This is a genomic window from Pantoea sp. X-Soil-MYKO-1289, assembly GCF_059730625.1.
The window spans coordinates 2,806,177-2,827,722 of sequence record NZ_AP036004.1 but is presented as its reverse complement, the minus strand read 5'-3'; the positions used below and the strand labels follow the sequence as shown (position 1 = coordinate 2,827,722).

At 58.9% G+C, this 21,546-nt stretch carries 17 protein-coding genes; 15 read left to right on the top strand and 2 right to left on the bottom strand.

Annotated features, from left to right (window positions below; translation table 11 throughout):
• Positions 1-41: 41 nt before the first annotated feature.
• Positions 42-1,259 (bottom strand): pyridoxal phosphate-dependent aminotransferase, encoded by a 1,218-nt coding sequence (locus tag AC6I7Z_RS13515; protein WP_033750497.1) that lies wholly within the window; start codon positions 1,257-1,259, stop codon positions 42-44.
• A gap of 960 nt (positions 1,260-2,219) precedes the next feature.
• Here AC6I7Z_RS13515 and lrhA point away from each other — a divergent pair.
• The 15 genes from lrhA (at position 2,220) to AC6I7Z_RS13440 (ending at position 19,472) form a co-directional block, all read left to right on the top strand.
• The gene (lrhA, locus tag AC6I7Z_RS13510) at positions 2,220-3,143 is read left to right on the top strand and encodes a transcriptional regulator LrhA (RefSeq protein ID WP_033791641.1); all 924 of its coding nucleotides are present in this window, start codon (positions 2,220-2,222) and stop codon (positions 3,141-3,143) included.
• Positions 3,144-3,816: 673 nt separating this feature from the next.
• Positions 3,817-4,254: an NADH-quinone oxidoreductase subunit A gene (locus AC6I7Z_RS13505; protein WP_033750490.1), complete on the top strand. Its 438-nt coding sequence runs from the start codon at positions 3,817-3,819 to the stop codon at positions 4,252-4,254.
• 15 nt (positions 4,255-4,269) lie between these two features.
• Positions 4,270-4,947, top strand: a complete 678-nt coding sequence (locus tag AC6I7Z_RS13500; protein ID WP_033750488.1) for a NuoB/complex I 20 kDa subunit family protein — start codon at positions 4,270-4,272, stop codon at positions 4,945-4,947.
• Positions 4,948-5,064: 117 nt separating this feature from the next.
• Positions 5,065-6,864: an NADH-quinone oxidoreductase subunit C/D gene (gene nuoC, locus AC6I7Z_RS13495; protein WP_434122775.1), complete on the top strand. Its 1,800-nt coding sequence runs from the start codon at positions 5,065-5,067 to the stop codon at positions 6,862-6,864.
• A 2-nt stretch (positions 6,865-6,866) separates the two neighbouring features.
• The gene (nuoE, locus tag AC6I7Z_RS13490; protein ID WP_033750480.1) at positions 6,867-7,382 is read left to right on the top strand and encodes an NADH-quinone oxidoreductase subunit NuoE; all 516 of its coding nucleotides are present in this window, start codon (positions 6,867-6,869) and stop codon (positions 7,380-7,382) included.
• Positions 7,383-7,384: 2 nt separating this feature from the next.
• Entirely contained in the window at positions 7,385-8,725 is a 1,341-nt protein-coding gene (gene nuoF / locus AC6I7Z_RS13485) for an NADH-quinone oxidoreductase subunit NuoF (protein ID WP_187143684.1), read from the top strand.
• A 103-nt stretch (positions 8,726-8,828) separates the two neighbouring features.
• Entirely contained in the window at positions 8,829-11,552 is a 2,724-nt protein-coding gene (nuoG, locus tag AC6I7Z_RS13480; protein WP_497814594.1) for an NADH-quinone oxidoreductase subunit NuoG, read from the top strand.
• The gene (gene nuoH, locus AC6I7Z_RS13475; protein ID WP_033750471.1) at positions 11,549-12,526 is read left to right on the top strand and encodes an NADH-quinone oxidoreductase subunit NuoH; all 978 of its coding nucleotides are present in this window, start codon (positions 11,549-11,551) and stop codon (positions 12,524-12,526) included. The genes nuoG and nuoH overlap by 4 nt, the downstream gene beginning before the upstream one ends.
• 12 nt (positions 12,527-12,538) lie before the next feature.
• On the top strand, positions 12,539-13,081 hold the full coding sequence (gene nuoI / locus AC6I7Z_RS13470; RefSeq protein ID WP_033750468.1) for an NADH-quinone oxidoreductase subunit NuoI: 543 nt from the start codon (positions 12,539-12,541) through the stop codon (positions 13,079-13,081).
• A gap of 10 nt (positions 13,082-13,091) precedes the next feature.
• Complete coding sequence (nuoJ, locus tag AC6I7Z_RS13465; protein ID WP_033750465.1) at positions 13,092-13,631, top strand: NADH-quinone oxidoreductase subunit J; 540 nt, start codon at positions 13,092-13,094, stop codon at positions 13,629-13,631.
• The gene (gene nuoK / locus AC6I7Z_RS13460) at positions 13,628-13,930 is read left to right on the top strand and encodes an NADH-quinone oxidoreductase subunit NuoK (RefSeq protein ID WP_003854236.1); all 303 of its coding nucleotides are present in this window, start codon (positions 13,628-13,630) and stop codon (positions 13,928-13,930) included. Before nuoJ ends, nuoK begins: the two co-directional genes overlap by 4 nt.
• Positions 13,927-15,762, top strand: coding sequence for an NADH-quinone oxidoreductase subunit L (nuoL, locus tag AC6I7Z_RS13455; protein ID WP_497814593.1), 1,836 nt, complete (start codon positions 13,927-13,929; stop codon positions 15,760-15,762). The genes nuoK and nuoL overlap by 4 nt, the downstream gene beginning before the upstream one ends.
• A gap of 212 nt (positions 15,763-15,974) precedes the next feature.
• The gene (gene nuoM / locus AC6I7Z_RS13450) at positions 15,975-17,495 is read left to right on the top strand and encodes an NADH-quinone oxidoreductase subunit M (RefSeq protein ID WP_033750456.1); all 1,521 of its coding nucleotides are present in this window, start codon (positions 15,975-15,977) and stop codon (positions 17,493-17,495) included.
• A gap of 6 nt (positions 17,496-17,501) precedes the next feature.
• Complete coding sequence (nuoN, locus tag AC6I7Z_RS13445; protein WP_497814592.1) at positions 17,502-18,959, top strand: NADH-quinone oxidoreductase subunit NuoN; 1,458 nt, start codon at positions 17,502-17,504, stop codon at positions 18,957-18,959.
• Between the two features lie 63 nt (positions 18,960-19,022).
• On the top strand, positions 19,023-19,472 hold the full coding sequence (locus AC6I7Z_RS13440) for a GNAT family N-acetyltransferase (protein WP_497814591.1): 450 nt from the start codon (positions 19,023-19,025) through the stop codon (positions 19,470-19,472).
• Positions 19,473-19,678: 206 nt separating this feature from the next.
• Here AC6I7Z_RS13440 and AC6I7Z_RS13435 read toward each other — a convergent pair whose 3' ends face one another.
• A complete protein-coding gene (locus AC6I7Z_RS13435; RefSeq protein ID WP_497814590.1) occupies positions 19,679-21,337 on the bottom strand; it encodes a glucan biosynthesis protein D in 1,659 nt (552 codons plus the stop codon).
• Positions 21,338-21,546 lie beyond the last annotated feature (209 nt).

Here is a 21,546-nt window from a genome sequence, read left to right as displayed (position 1 = left end):
CGTCGCGCTTCCCCAAATGCTGTCAGTATACGCGGTGGGTTTTACTGGCGATAGCCTTGCAGGAAACGGTCGAACTTGCCGATCGCCATCTCCAGATCGTCGACGCGCGGCAGGGTAACGATACGCACATGGTCGGGCCACGGCCAGTTAAAGGCGGAGCCCTGCACCAGCAGCACCTTTTCCTGCAGCAGGAAGTCCAGCACCATTTTCTGGTCGTCGTGAATGTTGAACTTCTTCGCATCGATGCGCGGGAACATATAGAGCGCGCCGTTCGGCTTCACGCAGCTGACGCCGGGAATATCGTTGATCAGCTCCCAGGCGCGCTGGCGCTGTTCGTAGAGTCGGCCGCCCGGCGCGATAAATTCACTGATGCTCTGATAGCCGCCCAGCGCGGTCTGGATCGCATGCTGCGCCGGCACATTGGCGCACAGGCGCATCGAAGCCAGCATCTCCAGCCCTTCGATATAGCCTTTTGCGTGTTTCTTCGGCCCGTTAAGCACCATCCAGCCCTGACGGAAACCCGCCACGCGGTAGGTTTTCGAGAGGCCGTTAAAGGTCACGGTCAGCAGATCGGGCGCCAGCGCGGCGATCGAGTGGTGCTGCGACGCGTCATAAAGGATCTTGTCGTAGATTTCGTCGGCGAAAATGATCAGGTTATGCTGGCGTGCGATCTCAACGATCTCCAGCAGCAGCTCTTTGCTGTAAACCGCGCCGGTGGGATTGTTCGGGTTGATGATGACGATGCCGCGGGTGCGCGGCGTGATTTTGCTGCGAATATCGTCGAGATCGGGGAACCAGTCGGACGATTCGTCGCACAGATAGTGCACCGCTTTGCCGCTGGAGAGCGATACCGCCGCCGTCCAGAGCGGGTAGTCGGGCGCGGGCACCAGCATCTCGTCGCCGCTGTTCAGCAGCGCCTGCATCGCCTGCACGATCAGTTCGGAAACGCCGTTGCCGATATAGATGTCTTCTACCGTGACGTCGCGGATATCGCGCGCCTGGTAGTGCTGCATAATGGCTTTACGCGCCGAGTAGAGCCCTTTTGAATCGCAGTAGCCCTGCGCGCTCGGCAGGTTGCGGATCACATCGACCAGAATTTCATCCGGCGCTTCGAAACCGAAAGGCGCAGGATTGCCGATATTGAGCTTGAGAACTTTATTGCCTTCTTCTTCGAGACGTTTAGCCTCTTTAAGTACCGGCCCGCGAATGTCGTAACAGACGTTTTCCAGCTTGCCGGATTTATCAATTTGAAAAGTCATTTTTAATCGCCTTTATGGGCAGAATCCTTTTACTGCCGCAGAAATCAAACCAGCACAATGTACTCTCCTCAATGCGACAAAAGAAGGGCGGCAGCAGGTTTTGGCGTCTTTGCCATCTTTTTGCCGCTGCGATGGGGTAAAGCATAATTTCTTTGCAATTAACTGGTTACAAAAACTGAATTTTCGTCCATGGGCGATATTTTTCTCTGGCTTGCGCGATTTTGACTGTAAACGACGTTGTCCGTCGGCCAGAGAAGCAATCGCGAAGTTTTTGGCTAAAATATGAGCGCAAAGGCAAATAGATGAACCAGGAAATAGTTAAGCTATTTTATATGAATGATTAATAATTCACCCTGCTTGTTGGCAGGATAAGCCAGCCGGGAAGGGATTGCGCCCGTCAGGGCGCCTCCGCGGCTGTAAATAGACGGAAAAGTTCCCTGCGCGTAAGGGCCACTCCATACCTGATAAAAGGTATTTAAGGCGTATCTTCGCACTTTATCTCGACTTTCAGAAACTGGACGGTTAAAAATTGCGCAGCGGTGTGCCAGGATGGGCCTGAAATGCGATCTGGTCAAAAATTACGATGCTTTTCACAAAATCATTTCCATTTTGAAGTTAAAAATGATTAAGTATAATTTATTATTTGTCGCATTTAGCCGCTACGCAATTCATAATCCCGTAGCTGGCTTTTTCCGTCCGCTTTAGGTACGGAACCCTAGACACCAACGCAGCTTCCTGCAATTGCGCTCCCGCGCTGTCGGTCCAGAAGTTGTTTCTGTCTACTCAACGCTGCTTTTCCGCCGTTTCGGGATGCGCGTTTGTCGGTATACGTCTGACACGAATTTCTTTGACGGTCTCGCACAGGACCGGCAATGAGCATCATTACCACTTATCTCTTTGATAAGTAGCGTAATAACACCAGGGTAGTAGTTTTTTAAAAATCTTATAAGTGAAGAAAACATGACTAATGCAAATCGTCCGATACTGAATCTCGACCTCGATCTGCTGAGAACGTTTGTTGCCGTTGCTGACCTGAACACATTTGCGGCGGCCGCTGCCGCTGTGTGCCGAACCCAGTCGGCCGTCAGCCAGCAGATGCAGCGTCTGGAACAATTGGTAGGTAAAGAGCTGTTTGCCAGACATGGACGTAATAAATTATTAACTGAGCACGGTATTCAGCTTTTAGGCTACGCCAGGAAAATCCTGCGTTTCAACGACGAGGCCTGCACATCGCTGATGTACAGCAACATCCAGGGCGTGCTGACTATCGGCGCCTCAGATGATACCTCCGACACCATCCTGCCGTTCCTGCTTAACCGCGTGACCTCGGTCTATCCGAAGCTGGCGATCGACGTCCGCGTAAAACGTAATCCCTTTATGATGGAGATGCTCAACCAGGGCGAAGTCGATCTGGTTGTGACCACCTCAAGCCCAGGCAGTTTTACCCATCAGGTGCTGCGCACGTCGCCGACCCTGTGGTACTGCGCGGCGGATTATATCTTTCAGCGCGGCGAAGCGATTCCTCTGGTGCTGCTGGACGAACCCAGCCCGTACCGCGATATGGCGATCGATCACCTCAACGAAGCGGGCATTCCGTGGCGTATCTCCTACGTCGCCTCCACGCTGGCTGCGGTACGCGCCGCGGTAAAAGCGGGGCTTGGCGTGACGGCGCGTCCGGTGGAGATGATGAGTCCGGAACTGCGCGTCATGGGCGCGGCGGAAGGGCTGCCGGTATTGCCGGATACGCAATATCTGCTGTGCCGCAACCCTGACAGTGATAACGAACTGGCGCTGGCGATTTTCAACGCCATGCAGTCCACCAACGATCCCTACAATCTGAGCGCCAACCCGGATGGGACGCTGTTGCTGGATGATGAAGAGTAACCGGCAGAGACTATTGGCCGTTTCTGTTCGTTTTGCCTGCCAGTTGTTAAAACTGTAATAAAAAAGCCCTTCGTTATGCTTTTGCATCGAAGGGCTTTTTTTATTCGCCTTAAGGACTATTTCCTCGCCATTTCCTCGCCATTTCCTCACTAAAGCGGCTTTGCCTGCGTTAACAAACTAAATCGCCATTTCGCGCGGGACAAAGATGAAATCCTTTGTCTGAAGATGTGAAAACTCTGTTCCGTATTTAGGCAGCATTTGCTGAAAAAAAGGACAAAAAGGCCAATTTTGTGTTCTGGATCAAAAAAATACCCCTGACAAGGGGAAGGAAAAAGCGCTAAAGCCTGCCAGAATATGTTGGATAAATGCACGATCCATGCATTTGAATTCACGCTACATTCTAAAAGACCATACAGACTGAAGCGATTTAGCTGGCAACGCGCGCATCATATGTTAAAATTTTGATGTGCGTGTAAAATAATGTTTGGATACTTTTGTCAAAGTTGACAAAAGGTTATAGAAAGGAGTAAAAAACCCCATAAAATTGCTGCCTAATTGATAATGACAGCATAATTTATAAGGTTTTTTTCCTTCCCTTGAATCGATGTGGTGCGTTTGCTGCAAGTGACCCGCGCAGGATGCCATCGCCACTTTTGATGAGTAAGCAAAGAGTATGTCAACAGCCACCGAAGTCGTCGCTCATCACTGGGCGTTTATCATATTTGTCATTATCGCTTTCGGCCTTTGCGCCTTTATGCTTACCGGAGGATGGCTCTTAGGCGGTCGCGCCCGCGCGCGTCATAAAGAGACGCCGTTCGAATCCGGTATCGAATCTGTGGGCGACACCCATATCCGCCTCTCTGCAAAGTTCTACCTCGTCGCAATGTTCTTCGTCATCTTCGACGTAGAAGCGCTCTTTTTATACGCATGGGCGACCTCAATCCGCGAAAGCGGCTGGGTCGGCTTTGTCGAAGCCGCAATTTTCATTTTGGTGCTCCTGGCGGGGCTGGTCTATCTGGTGCGTATCGGCGCGCTGGACTGGGCGCCTGCACGTCGTCGCGTGGTGGTCAAATCCAGCCCGATCGGTCACACCAACCCTCATAAGCAGTAAAAGCGAGGCAATCTGATGGACTATACGCTCACCCGCATAGACCCCAACGGTGGTGAGAACGACCGTTATCCTCTGCAAAAACAGGAGATCGTTGCCGATCCCCTTGAGCAGCACGTTCATCGCAGCGTCTACATGGGCAAGCTCGAGCATGCCCTGCATGACATGGTGAACTGGGGCCGTAAGAACTCCCTGTGGCCCTATAACTTTGGTTTGTCCTGCTGCTACGTAGAGATGACCACCTCTTTTACCGCCGTGCACGACGTCGCGCGTTTCGGTGCGGAAGTCATGCGCGCCTCGCCGCGTCAGGCGGACTTTATGGTGATCGCCGGCACGCCTTTCACCAAAATGGCGCCGGTGATTCAGCGTCTCTATGACCAGATGCTGGAGCCGAAGTGGGTCATCTCGATGGGCGCCTGCGCTAACTCCGGCGGCATGTACGATATCTACTCTGTGGTGCAGGGCGTAGACAAGTTCCTGCCGGTCGACGTCTATATTCCCGGCTGCCCGCCGCGTCCTGAAGCCTATATGCAGGCGCTGCTGCTGCTGCGCGAGTCGATTGGCAAAGAGCGTCGCCCGCTGTCGTGGGTCGTCGGCGATCAGGGCGTTTATCGCGCCAATATGCAGTCGGAACGTGAAAGAAAGCGCGGCGAACGCATCGCCGTCACCAATCTTCGCACGCCTGACGAAGTGTAAGAACACCGTACATGGATGGACTCCACGCCCGCGGCAAAACATCACAATTTAATGCGCGGCCCCATCCTGACGCCTTCTTTTGAGTGCCTGGCGACAGGCCGGAATGGTGAGTAACGTATGACAGATTTAACCACGCACGATCTCGCTCAGCCTGCATGGCAAACCCGGGATCACCTGGACGACCCGGTGATCGGCGAGCTGCGTAACCGTTTTGGGCCGGATGCCTTTACCGTTCAGCCAACCCGCACGGGCATTCCCGTGGTCTGGGTGAAGCGCGAGCAGCTGCTGGAGATCGTGACCTTCCTGCGCAAGCTGCCTAAGCCATATATCATGCTCTATGACCTGCATGGCATGGATGAGCGTTTGCGTACCCACCGCGCCGGTCTGCCCGCCGCGGATTTTTCCGTTTTCTACCATTTTCTGTCGATCGAGCGTAACCGCGACATCATGCTCAAGGTGGCGCTGTCAGAGAACGATCTGCATCTGCCGACGCTGACGAAAATCTTCCCGAACGCCAACTGGTACGAGCGTGAAACCTGGGAGATGTTCGGCGTGACCTTCGACGGCCACCCGCACCTGACGCGCATCATGATGCCGCAGACCTGGGAAGGCCATCCGCTGCGTAAAGATTATCCGGCGCGCGCGACAGAGTTCGATCCCTTCACGCTGACCAAACAGAAAGAAGATCTGGAGATGGAGGCGCTGACCTTCAAGCCGGAAGAGTGGGGCATGAAGCGCAGCACCACCAGCGAGGACTTTATGTTCCTCAACCTGGGGCCAAACCACCCGTCGGCGCACGGTGCTTTCCGCATTATTCTGCAGCTGGACGGCGAAGAGATCGTCGACTGCGTGCCCGATATCGGCTATCACCACCGCGGCGCGGAGAAGATGGGCGAGCGCCAGTCATGGCACAGCTACATTCCCTATACCGATCGCATTGAATACCTCGGCGGCTGCGTCAACGAAATGCCTTACGTGCTGGCGGTAGAAAAGCTGGCCGGCATCGTGGTGCCGGATCGCGTCAACGTGATCCGCGTGATGCTCTCCGAGCTGTTCCGCATCAACAGCCATCTGCTCTATATCTCGACCTTTATTCAGGACGTCGGCGCGATGACGCCGGTGTTCTTCGCCTTCACCGATCGCCAGAAGATTTATGATGTGGTCGAAGCCATCACCGGCTTCCGCATGCACCCGGCCTGGTTCCGTATCGGCGGCGTAGCGCACGATCTGCCGAAGGGCTGGGAGCGCCTGCTGCGCGACTTCCTCGACTGGATGCCGAAGCGTCTGAAAGAGTATGACAAGGCCGCGCTGCGCAACAGCGTGCTGGTCGGCCGCTCCAAAGGCGTCGCCGCCTACAATATGGACGAGGCGCTGGCCTGGGGCACCACCGGCGCCGCGCTGCGCGCCACCGGCCTGGATTTCGACGTGCGCAAATGGCGTCCTTACTCCGGCTATGAGAATTTCGACTTCGAGATCCCGGTCGGCGCGGGCATCAGCGACGCCTACACGCGCGTACAGCTGAAGATGGAAGAGATGTGGCAGTCGCTGCGCATTCTCGAGCAGTGCCTGAACAATATGCCAGAGGGTCCGTTCAAGGCGGATCACCCGCTGACCACGCCGCCGCCGAAAGAGCGTACGCTGCAGCATATTGAAACGCTGATCACGCACTTCCTGCAGGTTTCATGGGGCCCGGTCATGCCAGCCAACGAATCCTTCCAGATGATCGAGGCGACCAAAGGAATCAACAGCTACTACCTGACCAGCGACGGCAGCACCATGAGCTACCGCACCCGCGTGCGTACGCCGAGCTTCCCGCACCTGCAGCAGATCCCGTCGGTGATCCGCGGCAGCCTGGTATCCGACCTGATCGTTTACCTCGGTAGTATCGATTTTGTTATGTCAGACGTGGACCGCTAATTATGCACGATCAAAAAATTGCCATTCATACGATCGACCCGAATGAGGTCTTCGTGCTGAGCGCGGAAGAGCATCACGCCATCGAGCACGAGAAACACCACTATGAAGATGCGCGCGCGGCGTCGATTGAAGCGTTGAAGATCGTGCAGAAGCAGCGCGGCTGGGTGCCGGACGGCGCCATCAACGCCATCGCCGAGGTGCTGGGCATTCCGGCCAGCGACGTCGAAGGGGTCGCCACGTTCTACAGCCAGATTTTCCGCCAGCCGGTCGGTCGTCACGTTATCCGCTATTGCGACAGCGTAGTGTGTCACATCACTGGCTATCAGGGCATTCAGGCGGCGCTGGAGCAGAATCTGAACATCAAACCCGGCCAGACCACGGCGGACGGCCGCTTTACGCTGCTGCCGACCTGCTGCCTGGGCAACTGCGACAAAGGCCCGACCATGATGGTGGATGAAGATACGCACGTTCATCTGACGCCGGAAGGCATCGCCTCGCTACTGGAGCAGTATCAATGACCATCAAACAGATCATTCGTACTGCGGAAACGCACCCGCTGACCTGGCGCATGCGCGATGACAAGCAGCCGGTCTGGTTCGAAGAATACCGCAGCAAAAACGGCTATGCCGGCGCTGAAAAAGCGCTGAACGGCATGGCGCCGGACGAAATTGTCGCGGCAGTGAAAGATTCCGGCCTGAAAGGGCGCGGCGGCGCAGGCTTCTCCACGGGTCTGAAGTGGAGCCTGATGCCGAAAGATGAATCCATGAACATCCGCTACCTGCTGTGCAACGCCGATGAGATGGAGCCGGGCACCTATAAAGACCGCCTCCTGATGGAGCAGATGCCGCACCAGCTGGTAGAAGGCATGCTGATCAGCGCCTTCGCCCTGAAGGCCTATCGCGGCTATATCTTCCTGCGCGGCGAATATATCGAGGCAGCGGTAAACCTGCGTCGCGCCATCGCGGAAGCGACCGAAGCGGGTTTTCTCGGCAAGAACATTCTCGGCACCGGCTTCGACTTCGAGCTGATCGTGCACACCGGCGCGGGCCGCTACATCTGCGGCGAAGAGACGGCGCTGATCAACTCGCTGGAAGGGCGTCGCGCCAACCCACGCTCCAAGCCGCCATTCCCGGCGAGCGCGGGCGCATGGGGCAAGCCGACCTGCGTCAACAACGTGGAAACGCTCTCTAACGTGCCGGCGATCCTCGCCAACGGCGTCGAGTGGTACAAAGGCCTGTCGAAAAGCGAAGATGCCGGCACCAAGATGATGGGCTTCTCCGGCCGCGTGAAAAATCCAGGCGTGTGGGAGCTGCCGTTCGGCATCACCGCGCGCGAGATTCTGGAAGATTACGCCGGCGGCATGCGCGATGGCCTGCGCTTCAAAGCCTGGCAGCCAGGCGGCGCGGGCACCGACTTCCTTACCGAGCAGCACCTCGATCTGCCGATGGAGTTCGCCAGCATCGGCAAAGCGGGCAGTCGTCTCGGCACGGCGCTGGCGATGGCGGTCGACCACGAGATCAATATGGTGTCGCTGGTGCGCAACCTGGAAGAGTTCTTCGCGCGCGAATCCTGCGGCTGGTGTACGCCATGCCGTGACGGCCTGCCTTGGAGCGTGAAGATCCTGCGCGCGCTGGAGCAGGGCAAAGGGCAGCCGGGCGACATCGAAACCCTGCTGCAGCTTTGCCGCCAGCTCGGCCCGGGCAAGACCTTCTGCGCCCATGCGCCTGGCGCGGTCGAGCCGCTGCAGAGCGCGATTAAATATTTCCGTGAAGAGTTTGAAGCCGGCATGGCGCCGCAGGTCTTCGGCAATACCCGCGCGATTGGCGGTATTCAGCCTAACCTGCTGAAAGCGCGCTGGTAATTCGCCGCAGCACACGGAACCGGCTTTGCGCCGCAGCCCCACAACCGGGGCGAGAATATGATTAACGCTCGTCTCTGACGAGCCTTACGGAAGCATGTTCACTATGGCTACAATCCATGTAGACGGTAAAGAATATGATGTGAACGGAGCGGACAACCTGCTGCAGGCGTGTCTCTCTCTGGGCCTTGATATTCCTTATTTTTGCTGGCATCCGGCGCTGGGAAGCGTTGGGGCTTGCCGCCAGTGCGCGGTGAAGCAATTCCAGAACGCCGAGGATACCCGCGGCCGTCTCGTCATGTCCTGCATGACGCCGGCCTCCGACGGCACCTTTATCTCCATCGACGACGGCGAAGCGAAAGAGTTTCGCGAAAGCGTGGTGGAGTGGCTGATGACCAACCACCCGCACGACTGTCCGGTGTGCGAAGAGGGCGGCAACTGTCACCTGCAGGATATGACGGTGATGACCGGCCATAGCTTCCGCCGCTACCGCTTTACTAAACGCACTCACCAGAATCAGGATCTCGGCCCGTTTATCTCTCACGAGATGAACCGCTGTATCGCCTGCTATCGCTGCGTGCGCTACTACAAAGATTACGCCGACGGCACCGATCTGGGCGTCTACGGCGCGCACGACAACGTCTACTTCGGCCGCCCGGAAGAGGGCACGCTGGAGAGCGAATTCTCCGGCAACCTGGTGGAAATCTGCCCGACCGGCGTCTTCACCGACAAAACCCACTCCGAACGCTATAACCGTAAATGGGATATGCAGTTCGCGCCGAGCATCTGCCAGCAGTGCAGCGTCGGCTGCAACACCAGCCCAGGCGAGCGCTACGGCGAGCTGCGCCGTATCGAAAACCGCTACAACGGCACGGTTAACCACTACTTCCTTTGCGACCGCGGCCGTTTCGGCTACGGCTACGTCAACCGCGAAGATCGTCCTCGTCACCCTGCGCAGCTGCGCGGCAACGACTGGGTCCAGCTCAATGCGGAGCAGGCGGTCAACGCCGCTGCCGACACGCTGCGCCAGGCGAAGCGCGTCATCGGCATCGGCTCGCCGCGCGCCAGCGTCGAGAGCAACTTCGCGCTGCGCGAGCTGGTGGGCGCGGAAAACTTCTCGACCGGCATGCCGGCAGGCGAACAGGCGCGTCTGGAGCTGATGCTGAAAGTGCTGCGCGAAAGCGGCATCTACACGCCGTCGCTGCGCGAAATGGAAAGCTACGACGCGGTGCTGGTGCTGGGCGAAGATCTCACCCAGGTCGGCGCGCGCGTGGCGCTCTCGGTGCGTCAGGCGGTGAAAGGCAAAGCGCGCGAAATGGCCGCGGCGCAGAAAGTCGCTGACTGGCAGATCGCCGCGATTATGAATATCGGTCAGCATGCGAAACATCCGCTGTTTGTGACTAACGTCGACGAAACCCGCCTCGACGATATCGCCGCGTGGAGCTATCGCGCGCCGGTGGAAGATCAAGCGCGTCTCGGCTTCGCCATCGCCAGCGCGCTGGATGAGAGCGCGCCTGCGGTCAGCGACTTCGACAGCAGCCTGAACGGCAAGCTGGACGTCGTGGTGCAGGCGCTGGCCGGCGCGAGAAAACCGCTGATTATTTCCGGCACCCATTCGGGCAGCACGGCGATGATCGAAGCGGCGGCGAACGTCGCCAAAGCGCTGAAAGCGCGCGGCGCGGAGGTCGGCATTACGCTGCTGGCCGGCGCGGCCAACAGCATGGGTCTGGGCCTGATGGGCGGCAACACGCTCGACAGCGCGCTGGAACAGCTGCGCAGCGGCGAAGCGGATACGGTAGTAGTGCTGGAGAACGATCTCTACCGTCACGCGCCGAAGGCGCTGGTGGATGCCGCGCTGGCCAACGCCACCAACGTGATCGTGGTGGACCATCAGCGCACCGCGACGCTAGAGAAAGCGGGCCTGGTGCTCTCTACCGCCAGCTTCGCCGAAAGCGACGGCACCTCGATCAACCATGAAGGCCGCGCGCAGCGCTTCTTCCAGGTTTACGATCCCGCCTACTACGACCACAGCATCGTGATGCTGGAGAGCTGGCGCTGGCTGCACTCGCTGCACAGCACGCTGGAAAGCCGTCATATCGACTGGACCCAGCTCGATCACGTTATCGACGCCGTGGTGGCGAAGCTGCCGCAGCTGAAGGGCATCAAAGAGGCGGCGCCGGACGCCAGCTTCCGCATTCGCGGACAGAAACTGGCCCGCTCGCCGATTCGCTCCAGCGGACGTACCGCCGCGCGCGCCAACATCAGCGTGCACGAGCCGCGTCAGCCGCAGGACAGAGACACCATGTTCGCCTTCTCAATGGAAGGCAACAACCAGCCGAGCGCGCCGCGTTCGCAAATTCCGTTCGCCTGGGCGCCAGGCTGGAACTCCCCGCAGGCGTGGAACAAATTCCAGGCCGAAGTGGGCGGCAAGCTGCGCAACGGCGATCCCGGCGTGCGCCTGTTCGAGGCGGGCGACGCGTCGCTGCCGTGGTTCACTGAGGTTCCGCCTGCGTTCGTCGGCGGCGAGCAGTGGCGCGTGGCGCCTTGCTACCAGCTGTTCGGCAGCGAGGAGATGTCTCAGCGTTCGCCGGTCTTCCAGAAGCGCATGCCGCAGCCGATGCTGGTGATCAACCCGCAGGACGCGGCGAAGCTGGGCGTGAACGCCGGCGCGGCCGTGGAGTTTACCTGTTCGGGCGAGACCCTGCGTCTGCCGGTGCGCATCTCCAGCGCGCTGCAGTCGGGCCAGATTGGCCTGCCGCTGGGTATGCCGGGCGTTCCGCCGTTCCTGGCGGGCGCGCACATTGACAAACTGCAGGAGGCGGCGCAATGAGCTGGTTAACACCGGACGTTATCGACATCATTCTGACCGTGGTCAAAGCGATCGTCATCCTGTTGGTCGTGGTGGCGTGCGGCGCCTTTATGAGCTTCGCCGAACGCCGCCTGCTCGGTCTGTGGCAGAACCGCTACGGGCCGAACCGCGTGGGCTGGGGCGGTTCGCTGCAGCTCGCCGCGGATATGATCAAAATGTTCTTTAAAGAGGACTGGGTTCCGCCCTTTACCGACCGCTTTATCTTTACCCTGGCGCCGGTGATCGCGTTTGTTTCCCTGCTGCTGGCGTTCGCCATCGTGCCGGTGTCGCCGAGCTGGATGGTGACCGACCTCAACATCGGGCTGCTTTTCTTCCTGATGATGGCGGGCCTCGCGGTGTACGCGGTGCTGTTCGCCGGCTGGTCGAGCAACAACAAATACTCGCTGTTGGGCGCGATGCGCGCTTCCGCACAGACGCTGAGCTACGAGGTGTTTCTCGGTCTGTCGCTGATGGGCGTGGTGGCGCAGGCGGGCTCGTTCAATATGACCGCCATCGTCGAGAGCCAGGCGCATCTGTGGAACATCATCCCGCAGTTCTTCGGCTTCCTGACCTTCTGTATCGCGGGCGTGGCGGTGTGTCACCGTCATCCCTTCGACCAGCCGGAAGCGGAGCAGGAGCTGGCGGACGGCTATCACATCGAATATGCCGGCATGAAGTTCGGCCTGTTCTTCGTCGGCGAGTATGTGGCTATCACCACCGTCTCGGCGCTGATCGTGACGCTGTTCTTCGGCGGCTGGCAGGGCCCATTCCTGCCGCCGTTCATCTGGTTCGCCCTGAAAACGGCGTTTTTTATGGTGATGTTTATCCTGATTCGTGCTGCGCTTCCGCGTCCACGCTATGACCAGGTGCTGTCGTTCGGCTGGAAAGTCTGTCTGCCGTTGACGCTGTTGAACCTGCTGGCGACCGCCGCAGTGATTCTGTACAACGCGCAGTAAGGGGTTTTTGAGATGACTTTAAAAGATATTGTCGTTGGCTTCGGCACGACAGTGCGCAGTATCTGGATGATCGGCATGCATGCCTTCGCCAAACGCGAAACGCAGATGTATCCCGAAGAGCCGGTTTATCTGCCGCCGCGCTATCGCGGCCGTATCGTGCTGACGCGCGATCCCGACGGCGAAGAGCGCTGCGTCGCCTGTAACCTCTGCGCGGTGGCCTGTCCGGTCAGCTGCATCTCGCTGCAGAAAGCAGAGACCAAAGATGGCCGCTGGTACCCGGAGTTCTTCCGCATCAACTTCTCGCGCTGCATTTTTTGCGGGATGTGCGAAGAGGCGTGCCCGACCACGGCGATCCAGCTGACGCCCGATTTCGAGCTGGGCGAATTCAAACGCCAGGATCTGGTGTATGAAAAAGAGGATCTGCTGATCTCCGGTCCGGGCAAATATCCCGAGTACAACTTCTACCGCATGGCAGGTATGGCGATCGAAGGGAAAGAGAAGGGCGACGCCGAAAACGAAGCCAAACCCATCGACGTCAAAGGCTTGTTACCTTAAGGAGCCCGGCATGGAAATTGCGTTTTATCTTTGCGGACTGGTGGCGGTGCTGACGACGCTGCGCGTCATCACCCACACCAATCCGGTACATGCGCTGCTGTACCTGATCGTGTCGCTGCTCTCCGTTGCGGGCGTCTTCTTTTCGCTCGGCGCCTATTTCGCCGGCGCGCTGGAGATCATTGTTTACGCTGGCGCCATTATGGTGCTGTTCGTCTTCGTGGTGATGATGCTTAACCTGGGCAACGCCACGGTGAAGCAGGAGCGCGACTGGCTGCAGCCCTCGCTGTGGATTGGGCCTGGCATCGTCTCTCTGCTGCTGCTGGTGGTGATGGTGTACGCCATTCTGACCGCCAACGATCAGGGCATCGACGGCACGGTCATCGACGCCAAAGCGGTAGGCATCAGCCTGTTCGGGCCTTACGTTCTGGCGGTGGAACTCGCCTCAATGCTGCTGCTGGCGGGTCTGGTGGTGGCGTTCCACGTCGGACGCGAAGAGCGCCAGGGCGAAGTGCTGAGCAACCGCGACGCCAATAAGGAGGAGCACGCATGATCCCGTTACAACACGGCTTAATTCTTGCCGCCGTGCTGTTTGTCCTTGGACTGACATCACTGGTGATACGCCGCAACCTGCTGTTTATGCTGATCGGCCTTGAAATTATGATCAACGCGGCCGCGCTGGCGCTGGTCGTCGCAGGCAGCTACTGGGGACAGGCAGATGGACAGGTGATGTATATCCTGGCGATCAGCCTTGCAGCGGCGGAAGCCAGCATCGGCCTGGCGCTGCTGCTCCAGCTCTATCGTCGTCGTCAGACGCTGAACATTGATACTGTGAGCGAGATGCGCGGATGAATCTTCTCTACTTAACAATCCTGTTTCCGCTAATCGGCTTCCTGCTGTTGGCGTTTTCGCGTGGTCGCTGGTCGGAGAACCTGTCGGCCGCGATCGGCATGGGCTCGGTGGGCCTGGCGGCGCTGGTGACGCTCTATGTTGGCATCGACTTTTTCGCCAATGGCCAGCAGCCCTTTAACCAGGCGCTCTGGACCTGGATGCAGGTCGGCAACTTCGACATTAAAGTCAATCTGACGCTGGACGGGCTGTCGCTCACCATGCTGTCGGTGGTGACCGGCGTCGGCTTCCTGATCCACATGTTCGCCTCCTGGTATATGCGCGGCGAAGAGGGATACTCCCGCTTTTTCGCCTACACCAACCTGTTCATTGCGAGCATGGTGGTGCTGGTGCTGGCCGACAACCTGATGCTGATGTATCTCGGCTGGGAAGGGGTAGGGCTCTGCTCCTATCTGCTGATCGGCTTCTACTACAGCAATCCGGAAAACGGCAAAGCGGCGATGAAGGCCTTTATCATCACCCGCGTCGGCGACGTCTTCCTCGCCTTTGCGCTGTTTATCCTCTACAACGAACTGGGCACGCTCAACTTCCGCGAGATGATGGAGCTGGCGCCGCAGCACTTTGCGGCGGACAACCATATGCTGCAGTGGGCGACGCTGATGCTGCTGGGCGGCGCGGTGGGTAAATCGGCGCAGCTGCCGCTGCAAACCTGGCTGGCGGACGCGATGGCCGGCCCGACGCCGGTGTCGGCGCTGATCCACGCCGCGACCATGGTAACGGCGGGCGTCTACCTGATCGCCCGCAGCCACGGCCTGTTCCTGCTGACGCCGGACGTGCTGCATCTGGTCGGCATCGTCGGCGCCATTACGCTGGTGCTGGCGGGCTTCGCTGCGCTGGTGCAGACCGACATCAAACGCGTGCTGGCCTACTCGACCATGAGCCAGATCGGCTATATGTTCCTGGCGCTCGGCGTGCAGGCGTGGGACGCGGCTATTTTCCACCTGATGACGCACGCGTTCTTTAAAGCGCTGCTGTTCCTCTCTTCAGGTTCGGTGATCCTCGCCTGCCATCACGAGCAGAACATCTTTAAAATGGGCGGCCTGCGTAAGAGCATTCCGCTGGTTTACGCCTGCTTCCTGGTGGGCGGCGCCGCGCTGGCTGCGCTGCCGCTGATTACGGCAGGCTTCTACAGTAAAGATGAAATCCTGTTCGGCGCGCTGGCGAACGGCCACATCAATCTGATGGCGGCTGGCCTGGTAGGCGCCTTCCTGACCTCGATCTATACCTTCCGCATGATCTTCATCGTGTTCCACGGCGAAGAGAAAATCCACGCGCATGCGGGCAAAGGGATTACTCATCATCTGCCGCTGATCGTGCTGCTGGTGCTGTCGACCTTCGTCGGCGCGCTAATCACGCCGCCGCTGGCGGGCGTGCTGCCGCACAGCGAAACCGGCGAAGCGGGCAAGGTCGGACTGGAGATCGCCTCCGGCGTGGTCGCCGTCGTCGGCATCCTGATCGCCGCCGCGCTCTGGCTGGGCAAACGTCAGCTGGTCAGCCGCGTCGCCAACAGCGCGCCGGGCCGCTTCTTCGGCACCTGGTGGTTCGCTGCCTGGGGCTTCGACTGGCTCTACGACAAAGTGTTCGTCAAACCCTATCTCGGTATCGCCTGGCTGCTGCAGCGCGATCCGCTGAATGCGGTGATGAACCTGCCTGCGCTGCTGTCGCGTGTCGCCAACAAAGGTCTGGTGGTGAGCGAAAACGGCTATCTGCGCTGGTATGTCGCCTCGATGAGCGTCGGCGCCGTGGTCGTGCTGGCGCTGATGCTGGTGGTTTAAGGTTGATGAGCGGGGCGGCTCGGCGAGTCGCCCCAGGTCAAGAATGTTAAAAATTGCCCAATATGAGGGCGTTATCGGCGCAGTCAGTTTTGGCACCGCCAGCGCGCAGCAACCGGAGCGTACTGAAGTACGTGAGGATTGCGAGCACTGCCGGAGGCAAAAATGACAAGCAAGATAGCCCGAAAACAGGCAGAAAAAAGGGAAAGACTTCAGTGCTACTACCTTGGCTAATAATCATTCCATTCGTCGGCGGCTTGCTCTGCTGGCTGGCTGAGCGCCTCGGCGCGAAAACGCCGCGCTGGATAGCCCTGATCACCATGGGCCTGACGCTGGCGATTTCGCTGCAGCTCTGGCTGCAGGGCGGCTATTCACTGACGCAGGCCGCGGGCATGCCGCAGTGGCAGTCGGAGTTCTCCGCCTCCTGGATCCCGCGCTTCGGCATTAATTTCCATCTGGCGCTGGATGGCCTGTCGCTGCTGATGGTGGTGCTGACCGGCCTGCTCGGCCTGATGGCGGTGCTCTGTTCCTGGAACGAAATCGAGAAGTATCAGGGCTTTTTCCATCTCAACCTGATGTGGATTCTGGGTGGCGTCATCGGCGTCTTCCTGGCGATCGATATGTTCCTGTTCTTCTTCTTCTGGGAGATGATGCTGGTGCCGATGTACTTCCTCATCGCGCTCTGGGGTCATAAGGCATCCGACGGTAAAACCCGTATCACCGCCGCCACCAAGTTTTTCATCTATACCCAGTCTTCTGGTCTGGTGATGCTGATTGCCATTCTGGCGCTGGTGTTCGTGCACTACAACGCCACCGGCGTCTGGACGTTCAACTACGAGCAGCTGCTGAAAACGCCGATGTCGCATACGGTGGAATACTTGCTGATGCTGGGCTTCTTTATCGCCTTCGCGGTAAAAATGCCGGTGGTGCCGCTGCACGGCTGGCTGCCGGACGCCCACAGCCAGGCGCCGACGGCGGGTTCAGTTGACCTCGCCGGCATTCTGCTGAAAACCGCCGCTTACGGCCTGCTGCGCTTCAGCCTGCCGCTGTTTCCCAACGCCTCGGCGGAATTCGCGCCGATCGCCATGTGGCTGGGCATTATCGGCATCTTCTACGGCGCCTGGATGGCCTTCTCGCAGACCGATATCAAACGCCTGATCGCCTACACCTCGATCTCCCATATGGGCTTCGTGCTGATCGCCATCTACACCGGCAGCCAGCTCGCCTTCCAGGGCGCGGTGGTGCAGATGATTGCGCATGGCCTCTCCGCCGCCGCGCTCTTTATCCTGTGCGGTCAGCTCTATGAGCGTCTGCATACGCGTGATATGCGTCAGATGGGGGGCCTCTGGTCGCGCATTAAGTGGATTCCGGGTCTGTCGCTCTTCTTTGCGGTCGCCAACCTGGGGATGCCAGGCACCGGTAACTTCGCCGGCGAATTTATGATCCTGACGGGCAGTTTCCAGGTGGTGCCGGTGATTATCGTTATCGCCACCTTCGGCCTGGTGTTCGCCTCGGTCTACTCGCTGATCATGATGCAGCGCGCCTACTACGGCGAAGCGAAGTCGAAAGATCCGCTGCCGGGCATGTCGCCGCGTGAATTTACGATGATTATGGTGCTGGTGGTTCTGCTGGTGCTGCTGGGCGTTTACCCGCAGCCGATTCTGGATACGTCCCATGCCGCCATGAGCAATATTCAGCAGTGGTTTACCGCTTCAATTTCAACTACAAGGCCGTAATTCGCCATGACAATAACTTTTCAACAATTGATCGCGTTGCTGCCGCTGTTGATCGTCGGATTGACGGTGGTGGTTGTGATGCTGTCCATTGCCTGGCGACGCAACCACTTTGTTAACGCCACGCTGACGGTCATCGGTCTTAACCTGGCGCTGGTTTCGCTCTGGTTTGTGGGGCAGGCGGGCGCCATGGACGTGACGCCGCTGCTGCGGGTCGATCCTTACGCCGTGTTTTACACCGCGCTGGTGATCCTGGCGAGCCTGGCGACCTGTACCTTCGCCTATCCCTGGCTGGCTGGTTTTCCGGACAACAAGGATGAGTTCTATCTGCTGGTGCTGATTGCAACCCTGGGCGGCATCGTGCTGGCGAGCGCCAACCATCTGGCGTCGCTGTTTATTGGCGTCGAGCTGCTGTCGCTGCCGCTGTTCGGTATGATCGGCTACGCCTTCCGGCAGAAACGTTCGCTGGAAGCGGCGCTGAAATATACCATTCTGTCGGCGGCCGCCTCCTCTTTCCTGCTGTTTGGCATCGCGCTGATCTATGCCGATTCCGGCAGCCTGAGCTTCGTGAAGCTGGGAGAGAGCCTGAACGACGCCATGATCCAGCAGCCGCTGCTGCTGGTAGGTCTCGGCATGATGATTATCGGCCTCGGCTTTAAGCTGTCGCTGGTGCCGTTCCACCTCTGGACCCCGGACGTCTATCAGGGCGCGCCTGCGCCGGTGTCGACCTTTCTCGCCACCGCCAGCAAGATCGCCATCTTCGGCGTCATCATGCGTCTGTTTATGTACGCGCCGCTGACCGACAGCGAGGCCGTGCGCACCGTGCTGGGCCTGATCGCCTTCGTGTCGATTCTGTTCGGCAACCTGATGGCGATTTCGCAGAGCAACATTAAACGTCTGCTGGGCTACTCCTCGATTGCGCATCTCGGCTATCTGCTGGTGGCGCTGATCGCGGTGAAAACCCATCAGCTGTCGCTGGAGACCGCAGGCGTTTATCTGGCGGGCTACCTGTTCAGCAGCCTGGGCGCGTTTGGCGTCGTCAGCCTGATGTCCAGCCCGTACCGCGGCCCGGACGCTGATTCGCTCTACTCCTATCGCGGCCTGTTCTGGCACCGTCCGGTGCTGTCGGCGGTGATGACGGTGATGATGCTGTCGCTGGCCGGCATTCCAATGACGCTCGGCTTTATCGGCAAATTCTACGTGATCGCTTCCGGCGTCAACGCGAAGCTGTGGTGGCTGACGGCGGCCGTGGTTGTCGGCAGCGCCATCGGTCTCTACTACTATCTGCGCGTGACCGTGAGTCTCTACCTCAGCCCGCCGGAGCTGCATACGCGCGATACGCCTGCCAACTGGGCGTTTACCGCCGGCGGCGTGGTCGTGCTGATCTCCGCGATTCTGGTGCTGCTGCTCGGCGTTTATCCGCAGCCGCTGATTACGCTGGTGCAGATGGCGCAGCCGCTGATGTAAACTGCGTTTACCCTTGTGAAATCAGGCCCTCGGGCCTGATTTTTTTTGTCTTCAGGAGAGCCTATGGATATCAGCTGGCAGGACAGGCATCACAGCGAACTGAGCGCGCAGCAGCTTTACGCGCTGCTGGCGCTGCGCTGTGAAGTGTTCATCGTGGAACAGAGCTGTCCCTATCTGGACGTCGACGGTCAGGATCTGGTGGCGGATAACCGCCATATTCTGGGGATGCGCGGTGATGAGCTGGTGGCCTACGCGCGTATTTTAACGCCCGCAGACGAAGCCGCGCCGGTGGCGATTGGGCGCGTGATCGTCTCTGCCAGCGCGCGCGGTCTGAATCTCGGCAACCGACTAATGGAGCAGGCGCTGCGCAGCTGCGAAAGGCACTGGCCGGAGCGCGGGGTTTATCTGTCGGCGCAGGCGCACCTGCAGGATTTTTATGGCCGCCTCGGTTTTCAGGCAGTCGGCGAGATCTATCTGGAAGACAATATTCCGCATATTGATATGCGTAAATAAAAATGGCGAGCTAAAAGGCCGCAGGGTCCGCGCCGACGCGAGTGACATGGCCCGATCGCAAAGACGCAAAAAACGGCATCCATGCCAGCTCGGCCTGCGCCATCCCTGGCGCAGGACGCTTTGCTCTTCGGTCCATGTCACCCGCTCTCTGACTTGGTTGCGGTTTGCATCGGCGAGCTAATAAGCTCGCCGTTTTTATTTCTCTTTTAGCCTACCGTCATCTGGCGGTCATCAACATATTTGCGCTGATCCGCCGGCGGTGGGAAATACTGATAGAGCCAGGTCTCGCTCAGGGTTTCATCTTTGGTGCGCAGGAACAGACGCATCTCCACCGGCGTCGTGGCGTCGCTGTCGGGATACCAGTCGAACAGGATGCGATAGCCGTTCATCGGCTCGACGTAAAGGATCTCCACCTGCTTAAAGGTGCCGGATGAAAGGGTAATCACCGGCTCGATGCCCTTCGGCGCGGCCGCTTTCAAATCGCCGCCGACGAAATCGATGGCGAAGCGACGGCACCACGTCTCAGGGAAGTGCTCGCCTGGCGCCCAGCCTTCCGGGAAGCCGCCGATACCGGTGCGGGTGGCGTCGACGCGCGCCAGACCGCTGCGCACCGGCGGCAGGCCGCTCCAGTAAAGCTTGTAGGAGAAGCTGAATTCGCTGCCCGCCTTCACCGGCTCGGCTGGCTGCCAGAAGCAGACGATATTATCCAGCGTTTCGCCGGTGGTCGGGATCTCCATCAAATTAATGGCGCCTTTGCCCCATTTGCCGACCGGCTCGACCCACAGGCTGGGGCGTTTGTCATACCAGCCGATAACATCCTGATAATCTTTGAAATCGTGATTGAGTTGCAGCAGGCCGAAGCCGCGCGGGTTCTCATCCTGATAGGCGTTGAACTGCAGCTTCTGCGGGTTATTCAGCGGACGCGCGATCCACTCGCCGCTGCCGCTCCACATCGCCAGGCGATCGGAGTCGTGGATCTGCGGATGATAGGTGTTGCACATGCGGCGCTCGTTGGTGCCGCAGCTGAACATGCTGGTCATCGGCGCGATGCCGAGCTGGCGGATCTCTTTGCGCGCGTAAAGATGGTTCTCCACCTCCATGACCACGCGGTTCGCCTCGCAATGAATGGTGAACTTATAGGCGCCGGTAACGCTGGCGCCGTCCAGCAGGGCGTAGGCGACAAAGGTGGTGTCGTCCGCTTTCGGCGTTTCGAACCAGAATGCGGTGAAGTCGGGAAACTCCTCGCCGCCGTTACTGAAGGTATTGACCGCCACGCCGCGCGCAGAGAGGCCGTACTGATAAGTGTCGTCCACGGCGCGGAAGTAGCTGGCGCCAAGGAAAGAGACGATATCGCGGCGCGCCAGCTCCGGTTTTTTAAAGGCGCGGAAGCCGGCGAAGCCGAGATCGTTTTTGCCCACCAGCTGCTGCGTATCCACCTTCGCGTTGTTGTAGTTAAACAGTTCAGGGCGGAAGTGGATCTCGCGCGCTTCGCGGCTCTCGGCGTCGACCGAGAACATGCGGATGCGGCGCTTAAAACCCATGCCGACGTGGAAAAACTGCACGTCGAGCTGACGATCGGGGATGTTGTTCCACAGCGAGTGACCGGCGTCGTACTGAATTTCGTTGTACGCCTGCGGCGTCAGCGTCGCCAGCGTCTCCGGCAGCGCGCCCGGCGCGCCGCCCCAGGGCTGCTTCGCCAGCGCGGCGGCTTTCTTTTTCAGTACATCGAAATCGAAGCGCACGGCGGCACCGTCTGCAATGCCATCCTCTGCCCAGGCGGATTGCGCAAACAGCGTGGACAGGCCGGTCATGCCGCTGACGGCGGAGAAGGCCATTGACGCTTTCATAAACATTCTTCGATTCATGCCAGAAATTATTCCTTAGCGTTCGAGTGTGTTGTGACTGTCCTGCTCTGCGCGCAGGTGCTGTAAAAGCGCAGATAACAGCAGGGTACGACAGTCTGCCAGATGAAAAATTCAGTCCGCCTTAAATTTATCAGATTAATCAAGAAGGCTGAGGAATTTCGTCCGAGGTCGCGCTGAGGGAAACTCGGGGGAATCCTGGTGAAACCATC